This is a genomic window from Magnetococcales bacterium (assembly GCA_015228935.1).
Classification (GTDB): Bacteria; Pseudomonadota; Magnetococcia; order Magnetococcales; family DC0425bin3; genus HA3dbin3.
Genome location: JADGCO010000119.1, coordinates 1 through 11,247, shown reverse-complemented (window position 1 = coordinate 11,247; position 11,247 = coordinate 1). Strand labels below are relative to the sequence as shown.

The window sequence follows — 11,247 nt, the reverse complement described above, 5'->3', positions numbered from 1 at the left end:
GACCAGATGGATGCAAAATGGCTTCATGCCTGAACCAGTGCGCGTATTTTGTGTGGCCGAAGCCGTGGACACCCGCTGGCGGGATATCCAGATTGGTGCCGGTATTCTCTTCGACCGCTGCCGGATGGTGGACTTTGCCGCTCCGGTTTCGCCGCAAACCCGGGATGACATTCGCGCCTGGACACAGGCCGGCAGGGAATTGTTCCATGCCGGTTGACAGGATGTCCCGGATGACAAGCACAGGCCGTGGCAACCCAGAAATACGGATACAAGGATTGATCACGATTATCATATCAAGAGCATAATGGAGTTTGTGTTGGAAACATTCGAATTTCTGGCGGATTTGTTGCTGACCTCAGGTGGTCCCTGGTGGATCATCTTGTTGCTTGGGAGTGCGGTCCTTTCCTGGTATTTTGAAAATCCCTGGATTTTTCTGGTGATTGCCGGGATCGAGTTGCTGCTCTGGTGGCTTGAAAGTGTGATCAGTAACCGCCGAAGTTTTTGAAAGTCCCTGGATTTTTCTGGTGATTGCCGGGACCGGGTTGCTGCATGGACTGGTTGGCGGATGGAGTTGCCGTCTTGATGAACGGCATTCTCAGGGAGAGAGCAGGATCGTGAAATGGCTGGCAAGAACTTTGTCGGGCGGGCGGTTACTCAAGGAAGCAGGCAGGGCAAGGCGGCTGGGCAGGTGGACACCCTCCGGGTGGTGGACAATCATGGCAATGCAATAAAAAAGGAGCAGGCTTGATGAACAAGGTCACGATCAACCACACAAAATCGGCCATGTTATTGGCTTTATCCATATTTTCGACCCATGCCATGGCCGAGGGTCAAACCACTTATTTTCAGGACGTTCCCAACGAAGTGGAATTGTTGCAGGCCCTGGGCAAAGTCAGCCCGAAAATCAAATACAGGGGTGAAAAAACCAGGTCGATTGTGTTCAATAACGACTCCGGCAACAGTTCAAGCTCTGCCGGTTCGAGTTCTGCGAGCAGTTCGACTCCGGAACCTCAACAATCCCAGCCGGAACCGGAAGACAACAACCAGGTTGCCAGCAGCGAACGGGAGACGGCATCCAAACCACGTCCGCAACGGAAACATTCCGGAGGCGGGCAGAAAGTGGCGCTTGGCCTGTATTTCAATACCAATTCTGCCGAATTGACCGAAAAAGCAAAAGGCTATGCTGAATCCATCGGTAAAATGCTGGCCATGAAACAGGACTTGACCATCACCCTGAGCGGACACACGGATGCCGTCGGTTCTGACAGCATCAATGTGCCCTTGTCGGAAAAAAGAGCTGAAAGCGTAAAAAATTATATCGTCAGCACCTATAAAATAGCCCCGGAGAGAATTTCCATCGTCGGCAAAGGGGCGACAGAGACCCTTCCCAATACATCCCCAACGGCACCGGTCAACCGGCGGGTGGAAATCGTTTCGCAGTAGAGTGTGGAAAAATTGCCAGGGGGTGCTTGACATCTTTGGCGAAAAGCGGGAAAAATCCGGGAAGATGCGCCCTCGCCAATGGGGAGAGAGCTGTTTTTGCGGAGTTGTCTGCCTGCCATGAACGATTCTTCGACTGCCGAAACTGTCTCTGTGGTCATGCTGCGTGTCTTGAACGGCAGTACAGCCGGGACCGAAATGGTTCTCTCCCCGGGAACCCAGATGGCGGGGCGGGATGTCACAGCGCAACTCCGTCTGCATGGCAAGGGCACGTCCCGCAAGCACTTTCGGGTGCGTCTGGACGCAAGTGGCACGTACCTGGAAAATGTGTCCCAAACCAACCCGGTACTGGTCAACGACGTTCTCGTTCAGGAAGGACGTCTTTTCCATGGTGATCGTGTCACGGCGGGTGTTTGTCGCATGGTTTTTCTCTCCAATCGGGCGGTGGATGCTTCTGACCCGGATGCCACCGTTATCAATGCGACCCGGATAACGCCATCGCAGCCGGTTTCCGATACGGATTTGGAATCCGAGGATACGGTGATCAATCCCGCTGGCATCCTTGCCGCATGTCGTGATCTCACCGACGAAGAAATCACCCTTGAACGGGATCGGGACCACCCTGATCCGGTACTTTCTGATCAAGGGGTTTCCAATACAGGAACCTCTGGTTCAAAAATCTCTTCTAACGGGATCTCCAATACAGGAATCTCTGGTTCGACGGTCTCTTCTCAGGAAATTTCTTCATCAGGCATGTCTGTTTCGGATCCCCCTGTCCAAGGTGCCCCTGTTTCGAACCTCCCCGTTGCAGGTATCCCTGTTCAAACTGCCTCTGACCCGGAAACCTCTGATCCGGATATGTCTGATTCAGACCCGGATGCAGTGACTTTTCCCAATGTTCATGGCAGTTCCCGACCGGATATCTTCGATCCTTCCGTTAACCCGGAAACCTCTGATCCGGATATGTCTGATTCAGACCCGGATGCAGTGACTTTTCCCAATGTTCATGGCAGTTCCCGACCGGAATTTTCCGTTTCTTCTGTACCCTCTCCTCCCCCCGCCAGGACGGAAACCATGCCGTCATTGCGAACCGCGTCAACGCCTGTTTCTGCGACCGGATCCCGGGCAGCGTCAGATCCTTCTCCTGCAATGGACTTCGTTCGTCTGACGGATGTCGAAACTGGTCGCGTTTATCCGGTTGACCAGGATCCTTGCCTGATTGGACGTTCCCCGGATGTGTCGGTGGTGCTGGACAACCCCTATGTGTCGCGCAAACACGCCAAAATCCAGCGCACCAGGGAAGGAGGGCACCTGATCGAGGGATTGAATCCAGACAGCCCGATTAAAATCAATGATGTGGATGTCAAGACCCAGAGATTGTTTCATGGTGACCGGATCGGCATCGATATCGTGACACTTTTGTTTGAATCGGACCGGCCAGAAGATGCACGACCCGTTGCCGCTTCCGACCAGACGCTCTATCGCCCCAAACCAGATGTTCCGTCGGATCAGACCCTTTACCGGCCCAAAACGGTTGCGGAAGCAGCCCCCATTTCGTCTGGTAACCATAAGGCCGACACGCCTGGTGGCGGCAAGACAAATTCTCCGGGTGGCGGCAAGACGGATTCTCCGGGTGGCGGCAAGACGGATTCTCCGGGTATCGGCAAGACGAATTCCCTGGGTAGCGGCAAGACGGATTCTCCGGGTATCGGCAAGACGAATTCCCTGGGTGGCGGCAAGACGGATTCTCCGGGTGGCGGCAACATGGATGCGGATGGGGATCGCACGATCCTGGAGATCAACCGACCAGCGGCACCCATTGCCGGGCCGCGTCTGGTCTGGCATCGCCTGCCCGCCCAGGGCGGCGACTTGGTCATGGCCATCAAACACCCCCGGGTCGTGGTGGGTCGCAAACCCCCCAGTGATTTGTGCATCGATGATCCATCTGTCTCCCGACAACACCTGATCCTGATCCAAAAAGAGACCGGATTTCAGGCCCAGGCTGCGGCGGATTCAATTCGAATCCTGATCAATGAAAAATCGGTTGCAGAAGGCCGGGTCTGCAATGGCGACCGCCTGCAACTGGGGGCGAGCAGGTTGACCTTTCTGTCGGATCGGCCCGAAGATCAGCAACCCACGGCAGCAAAAAACCCCGGCTCCGGCGCAACACCACGATCCAACCTGCCGGTCATCCTGTTGATTGTGGTCTCGCTTCTGGGAGCCGGTGGCTATCTGGGATATGAACGTCTGTTCGTTCCCTACCAGATGCAGGAACACCTGGACAAGGCCAAAAAGCTGGTCGTCCAGGGCAATTATGACGCAACCCTGGAAACCCTTCAGCCACTCCTCCTGTCAACCACGACCGGGCCCGCCCTGCAAAAGCGGGCACGCGAACTCCTGGCCCAGTCGGCTAAAATTCAGGCCGAAACCATGCTGAAGGCGGAGACCCCGGAACCGGCCAAAGAGGTGTTGCGCAAACATTTGCGGCAATATGGCTCTGGCGTGGAATCGGACTCCCTGTGGGAAATTCTGGACCAGATCCATTTTACCCTGGGACAAAAACAAGAAAAAACTGAACAAAAAGAACGCGCCGTCCGGGAATATCTTGCGGTACGGCCCGAGTCGCCCCTGTTTCCGCAAGCCCAGGAAGCCATCAGCCAGATCTGGCTCGCCCAGCAAAAAAGCCGGATGGCCCCGGCAGACAAAAATCGTACCCTGGAAGAAAAACTGCGCAAGGCCGATGAAAATTTTCAGAAAAAACGCTTCCTCTCCCCGCCGGAAGACAATGCCTTTATCGATTACAAATTGATCCTGGCAGACGATCCAAACAACACCACGGCCACCATCCGGCTGCAAGCCATGCTGGCCTATTATCAGGAGCAGGGAGACCAACAGGCCACAGCCAAAAAATATGCGGCAGCCATGGAAGAGTATCAACGCTGCCTGGTCATCGATCCCAATGCCCGGGACGTTCGCGAAAAAATTGCCCGGATTCAGGTCGAACAAGCCAATCAATCTGCCGCTCCTGCCAAAAAAGAGGCGCGCAGTGTCGCCACGAATGAAAAAAAGAGCAAGGAAAACAAACCGAAAAATAATAAGGGCAGCACCGAACCCGCCGAAGCAGCCAACGCTGGCAAAGAGATGCAGACGGATGTCGGCAAGGAGGATGTGGTTCGCCAGGAACGGGTGCGTAAAATGTTGCAGGAGTCCGGCGTGGAGTCCAATTGGGTCATGGATTATCTCTTCAAGGAGGACAAGGAAGGTTCAGCCAAAACAGGGGGTGAAGAGACCCCATGGAAAGAGTGAACTGCTTGAGATGCATTCGGAACAGGAAGTGGAAAGACCCCATGGACAGAGTGAGAGGCATGAAATTTTTCCGGGAAAAGGGAACATGAGGCGCAACAATCTGGTGAGGGGCTGTTGGTTTGGTATTTTTTTGCTGCTGTTGTCCGGTTGTGTTGGCGAAAAAGTCCCACCAAAAGAAGGGGCTTCTGTTGCTGAACAAAATGTGCCGGGCACCGATCAGGAAAAAACCGGGGCATCACAGGAGACGGCTATCCCGGATGGAAACAGAACGGACAGGGAAAAAGCCGCCTCTGTACGCGATCAGGAAAAAACGCAACCTGATCTGGATCTGCCCCACAAGGTGGCTGTTCTTCCCTTTCGCAACCTCTCCCCGGATCCAGAGGCCGGCGAGGCAGTTCGTAAGTTGTTTTTCAATTTTTTCAGTACATTGAATTATAATGATTTGGAGCTTTTTACGGTTGATCGGTTGCTGCGGGAAAATCATCTGTACGATCCCCTGGTTCAGGGCAAGGAAGTGCCCCTGGAAAAGGTTTGCCAGTTTTTGGGCGTGGACGGTCTGGTCCGGGCCGAGGTGAAGGATTACGGCAAAATGTACGTCCTGCTCTATTCTCAACGGCAGGTCTCCGTGAAAGCGGAGTTGTTGCATTGTCGTGGCCCGCGTCCGATCTGGACCAAGGAGAGTACGGTGACGGATCGGGATGGGGGGGTATCGCTGGATCCTGCCGGTCTGGCCCTCTCCATGATCAAGACCTTCGTCAGTCATCAGGGGGCATCCCTGTTGCAGACCACGGTCAAGCTGTGCATGGAGATGATGCCGGATGTGCCCAACCCGAAAGAGGTGACCGATCCGCCGCCACGCATCACCCTCATGGTCCACAATGGTGCCGGGCGGTTTCTTCTGCCTGGTCAGTCGTTGCGGGTTGTGCTGGTGGGTGATCCCGGCATGACCGGTTCCTGGGATATCGGACCGACCATCACCAATCTCCCCTTGCAGGAAAAATCCCCCGGCATGTATGTCGGCGCATTTCAGATTCGGGAAAAAGATCGTATTATCAATACGCTCCCTGTAGCACGTCTGGCAACCCGCTCCGGTGTCGTCAATCGCTGGATGGACATTCTGGGCGGGGTCAATCTGGGACGTCTGGAGGCCCTGCCGCAGATGGTGGACAAAGACCTCACTTTGACTGCGGCCAACAGTCCCTACCTGATCCATCCCATTCTCATGGTCAGGGCCGGGGCCACGCTCACCCTGGAGCCGGGGACAGTGATCTGGGTCCGGGGCAAGGGAATCGTCGTCAAGGGGGCCATTGTGGCGCGAGGCACCGAGGAAAACCAGATCCGTCTGCTGAGTGCCGGGGCCGAAATTCCCTGGGAAGGCATTTTCCTGGATCAGACACAGCGACCCAACCTATTTGAAAATATTGTGATCACCGGTGCCAGGTATGGCATCAATGCCCGCAATTCCAGGGTGACCATGCAGCATGGCATGGTGCGCAACAATACCTGGGGCGTGGTCATGGATGGGGGTGAGTTGGAGCTGCGCGATTCGCACATTCGTGATTCGGAAAAGACCGGTCTGGCCCTCAAGGACGGCAAGGGGATCATCCTGGCCAATCGCATCACCGACAATCGTGGGGGCGGCATTCATCTCCGCAAGTCCGAGGCCCGGATCGAAGGCAACGATATCTATGGCAATGTCCCGTGGGAAATTCGCAACCAGGAGTCGGGAGACCCCCTCAAGGCACCACAAAACTGGTGGGGTCGAACCAATATCGAGGAAATTCCCCTTCAGGGTACTGTTGATTTCAACCCCGTTTTGGAGCATCCTGTCGCAACCTCAGTCGCCAAACCGTAGCCACGTCATGGTCATGCCGTGGTGTGCCTCGGTGCCACTCCTTCGCTCGGTTGGAAGTTCCATCCACCATGGTTGATGCCATCCCACCTTCGCTTCATTTCGGCAGGTATTCTGTTCCTTCGTTGTTGATGCTGCTTTTGCTGCTGGCTTCCGGTTGTTCGGGAAGCGGCGGCGGTGGTGGTGAAAGCAAGGGGCCTCCCAAGGGGGGGCCTGTACTGGTCATGACGGCAAAGACAGTCCGTAAAACCATGCCCATGCGCGTTCCTGCCCATGGACATCTGGAAGCCTGTGCCAAGGTGGAGATCAAATCCCGGGTGGATGGCGAAATTCTCAAAATTCCGTTCCGGGAAGGGGCGGCTGTGGCAAGCGGGGATCTGCTTTTTGAAATTGACAATCGTTCCTTTGCCAATCAACTGGCCCTGCTCAAAGCCAATCTGAAACGGGATCAGGCGCAGTTGGAGTTGACCCGCTCCCAGGAAAAACGCCGCCGGGAGCTGTTGCACAGCAAGGCCGCTTCCGATGATCAGTACGATACCAGCAAGGCCGCCCTGATCGCCGCCGAAGCCACTGTTCTGGCCGATGAGGCAGCCATTCGCAACATGGAATTGAATCTGGAATATACCCGCATTCGCGCCCCCATGGCCGGGCGGGTTGGACGGCAGTTTTTCAAGGTGGGCAACCTGGTCAAGGCCAACGACGCCAACCCCCTGGTGGTGATTCACCAGATGGATCCCCTCTGCCTGGGCTTTGCCGTCCCGGAACGCCATCTGCCCGTCATTCTCACCCATCAGGCCAAAAAACCTCTCCCGGTCTCTTTCACCGTGCCGGATGAATCCGGGTCTGGCAGCAAGGGGACATTGACCTGGATCGACAACGGTGTGGACCGCGCCACGGGCACCATTCCCCTGCAAGCCGGCATTCCCAATCCGGATAACCGTTTCTGGCCCGGGCAATTCGTACAGGTTCAGCTTCATCTGTATGATCAGGAAAACATGGTCGTGGTCCCGACTCCGTCCCTGCTCAGTGGTCCCAAAGGTCGCTTTGTCTTTGTGGTCAAGGGAGAAAAAGAAAAAACCGCCTCGGTACGCCCGGTTACCGTCGAGCGGGAAGATGAAAAGGAGGCCGTGATCAAAGAGGGGATCGATGGGAATGAGGAAGTGGTGATTTCCGGACAATGGCGATTGGCCAACGGGGCCAAGGTGGAAATCAACAATGCCACTGCCAAGGCAGGTCCGTAATGAATCTGCCGGTTTTTTTCGTCCAGCGACCCGTCACCACGGTTTTGATCATGGTGGGCTGGCTTATTTTTGGTTCGCTCAGTTACACCCAGTTGCCGGTCAGTGCCCTGCCGAGCGTGGATTTTCCGACCATTCAGGTTTCGGCGGGCCTCTCCGGGACCAATCCGGAGACCATGGCATCGTCTGTGGCTTCGCCGCTGGAAAAGCAGTTTTCGGCCATTGCCGGCCTGGAATCCATGAACTCCACGAGTACCCTGGGCGGCACGCAGATTACCTTGCAGTTTGCCCTGCACCGCAGCATCGATGGTGTGGCACAGGATGTTCAGGCGGCCATCTCCCAGGCCCAGCGATCCCTGCCCAAGGATATGACCCAGCCCCCCAGCTATCGCAAGGTCAATCCGGCGGAAATGCCCATTTTCTACATGGCGCTCACTTCGGAGACCCTGCCCCTGACCACGGTCAACGAGTATGCCGAAACCTCCCTGGCGCAACGGCTCTCCATGATCGATGGTGTGGCCCAGGTGGCCATCTATGGCTCGCAAAAGTATGCCCTGCGCATCAAACTGGACCCCAACGCCATGGCTGCCCGGCAGATTGGCCTGGACGAGGTGCAAAAAGCCATCGAGGATGGCAATGTCAACCTTCCCACCGGCGCTCTTTATGGTCACGACCGGGTGGTCACGGTCAAAAGCACGGGTGAGGTTGCGGATCCGGCTGGTTATCGAAGGATGATCATGGCGTTTCGCAATGGGGCACCTGTCCGGCTGGCCGATATCGGTCGGGTGGTGGAGGGGGCGGAAAATGACCGCTCCGCAGCCTGGTTCAACGACAAACGCGGCATGGTTCTCGCCATTCTGCGCCAACCCGGGGCCAACACCATTGCGGTTGTGGATGCCATTCGTGCCCTCCTGCCCACGATCCGGCAGCAGATTCCGGCGGGTATCGACATGACCCTCCTCTATGACCGTTCCGAGTCGATTCGGGCCTCGGTCGAGGATGTGCAGGTGTCGCTGCTGATTGCGCTGGGTCTGGTTGTTTTAGTTATATTCTTGTTTTTACGCAATTTTTCCGCCACCGTCATTCCGAGTCTTGCCCTGCCGATGTCCATTGTGGGGACGTTTCCTGTCATGTATCTGTTCGGGTTCAGTATTGACAATCTCTCCCTGATGGCGCTCACCCTGTGTGTGGGTTTTGTGGTGGATGATGCCATCGTCATGCTGGAAAACATTTCGCGGCATATCGAGGCCGGCAAGGACCCCATGCAGGCCACCCTCGATGGGGCCACCGAGGTGGGGTTCACCATTGTTTCCATGACTCTTTCTTTGGCGGCAGTGTTTATCCCGGTGTTGTTCATGGGGGGCATTCTGGGGCGGCTGTTGCACGAATTCGCCATCACCATCATGGCATCGGTCCTGATCTCCGGTTTTGTGTCGCTCTCCCTGACCCCCATGTTGTGCAGCCGTTATCTGCACGCCAGTCATGATGTCGCCCATGGCCGTCTCTATCGGTGGAGTGAACGGTTTTTTCTGGCCCTGCAACATGGTTATGACCGCAGCCTGCAATTGGTTTTGCGACACCCGTTCCTGACCATGGTGGTGTTTGTCGGTTTGTTGGTGATGACGTTCTGGATCGGTCTGCGCATGCCCACGGGGTTTCTGCCCACGGAAGACACCGGGCAACTGCTCTGCTTTACCGAGGCCGAACAGGATGTCGGGTTTGACGCCATGGTGGAACGACAGCTCCAGGTGGCCAAAATCGTCATGGCCGATCCCGGGGTGGGTGCCGCCATGGTTTTTGTCGGTGCCGGCGGTTCCAGCCAGACCTTGAACATGGGGCGGATATTTGTGCAACTGAAACCCCGCCATCAGAGAGACAAGGCCGATGTCATCCTGCAACGGCTGCGGCCCAAACTGGCCAAGGTGCCCGGCATCAAGGCCTTTCCGCAAAATCTGCCCGCCATTCGCATCGGTGGACAACTCACCAAAAGCCAGTACCAATACTCCCTGAAAGGCTCGGACACCGACGAGCTGTTTGCCTGGGCACCCAGACTGGAAGAGCGTTTGCGCGGTTTGCCGGGCTTTGTCAACGTCACCTCCGATCTGCAAATCAGCAAGCCCCTGGTCCTGGTGGAGATTGACCGGGACAAAGCTGCCGATCTCAAGCTGACTCCCCGGCAGATCGAAACAGCCCTGTTCAATGCCTATGGCGGACGGCAGGTCTCCACCATTTATGGGACCGGCAGCGAATATGCGGTCATTCTGGAACTGGATTATCCTTTCCAGGACAATCCTTCGGTTTTGTCTCTGTTGAACGTGCGCAGTGCCAGTGGGGTGTTGGTGCCTTTGGATACCGTGGCCCGGATCAGCCGTGGCGTAGGTCCGGCCACCATCACCCATGTCGGCCAGTTGCCGGCGGTGACCCTCTCATTTGACCTGCAACCCGGTTTTGCCCTCAGTGGGGCCATCAAGGCCATCGAGGATGTGCAGAGGGAGATGCAGATGCCGGTTTCGGTCACGGCCAGTTTTCAGGGGGCGGCACAGGCCTTTCAGGACTCCATGGCCGGCATGGGGTGGTTGTTGGGGCTGGCGGTATTGGTGATTTATCTGATTCTGGGCATGTTGTATGAAAGTTTTATCCACCCGATCACCATCCTGTCCGGTTTGCCTGCTGCCGGATTGGGTGCCCTGTTGACCCTCCAGTATTACAACATGGAGTTGAACATGTATGGCTTTGTGGGTTTGATCCTGCTCGTCGGCATTGTCAAGAAAAACGCCATCATGATGATTGATTTTGCCATCGAGGCCCAGCGGCGCGGCTTGACCGCCCTGGCTGCGATTCATGAAGCTGCCCTGGTACGTTTTCGTCCCATCATGATGACCACCATGGCCGCCTTGATGGGGGCCATTCCCATTGCCGTGGGTTGGGGGGCCGGGGGTGATGGCCGCCGCTCCCTGGGCCTGGCCGTGGTGGGGGGATTGCTCCTCTCCCAATGGTTGACGCTCTATTTTACGCCGGTCATCTACTGGTATTTTGAACGCCTTCAACAATGGCACAAGGGGGTGTCCAGTTCGAAATCCTGATATTTTTCATACCCATGCTGTATCCATGGCGGTTACCATGGCAATGTTCTGATATTTTTCATACCTATGCTGTATCCATGGCGGTTACCATGGCAATATTCTGATATTTTTCATACCCATGCTGTCACCATGGCGGTTATCATGGCAATATAAAATTATTCCAGAAATATCAACTCGCCAGCACTCTCCTGGCCACATCAGCGAAAGTGACTTGACAGCCGCCAAAGGCTTTGTGGACCTGTTCCAAGGCGGTCATGTCTGTAAGAGGCTGTCTATTAACCCTCGGATAAAAAAAATTGGAAAGGAAGATTTTATTGGGACTCCGCCC

The 11,247-nt window shown here is 55.8% G+C and carries 7 protein-coding genes; all 7 read left to right on the top strand.

Annotated features, from left to right (window positions below; all coding sequences use genetic code 11):
* Window positions 1–25: 25 nt before the first annotated feature.
* Window positions 26–217, top strand: a complete 192-nt coding sequence (locus tag HQL65_18415) for a hypothetical protein (protein ID MBF0138211.1) — start codon at window positions 26–28, stop codon at window positions 215–217.
* Between the two features lie 99 nt (window positions 218–316).
* Window positions 317–505 (top strand): hypothetical protein, encoded by a 189-nt coding sequence (locus tag HQL65_18410; protein MBF0138210.1) that lies wholly within the window; start codon window positions 317–319, stop codon window positions 503–505.
* Between the two features lie 242 nt (window positions 506–747).
* Window positions 748–1,443 carry an OmpA family protein gene (locus HQL65_18405; GenBank protein MBF0138209.1) on the top strand — a complete coding sequence of 232 codons (696 nt, stop codon included), beginning with the start codon at window positions 748–750 and terminating at the stop codon, window positions 1,441–1,443.
* A gap of 117 nt (window positions 1,444–1,560) precedes the next feature.
* Window positions 1,561–4,746, top strand: coding sequence for an FHA domain-containing protein (locus tag HQL65_18400; protein MBF0138208.1), 3,186 nt, complete (start codon window positions 1,561–1,563; stop codon window positions 4,744–4,746).
* Between the two features lie 85 nt (window positions 4,747–4,831).
* Window positions 4,832–6,601 carry a DUF799 family lipoprotein gene (locus HQL65_18395; GenBank protein MBF0138207.1) on the top strand — a complete coding sequence of 590 codons (1,770 nt, stop codon included), beginning with the start codon at window positions 4,832–4,834 and terminating at the stop codon, window positions 6,599–6,601.
* A 68-nt stretch (window positions 6,602–6,669) separates the two neighbouring features.
* Window positions 6,670–7,839: an efflux RND transporter periplasmic adaptor subunit gene (locus tag HQL65_18390; GenBank protein ID MBF0138206.1), complete on the top strand. Its 1,170-nt coding sequence runs from the start codon at window positions 6,670–6,672 to the stop codon at window positions 7,837–7,839.
* A complete protein-coding gene (locus tag HQL65_18385; protein ID MBF0138205.1) occupies window positions 7,839–10,919 on the top strand; it encodes an efflux RND transporter permease subunit in 3,081 nt (1,026 codons plus the stop codon). Before HQL65_18390 ends, HQL65_18385 begins: the two co-directional genes overlap by 1 nt.
* Window positions 10,920–11,247: the final 328 nt, after the last annotated feature.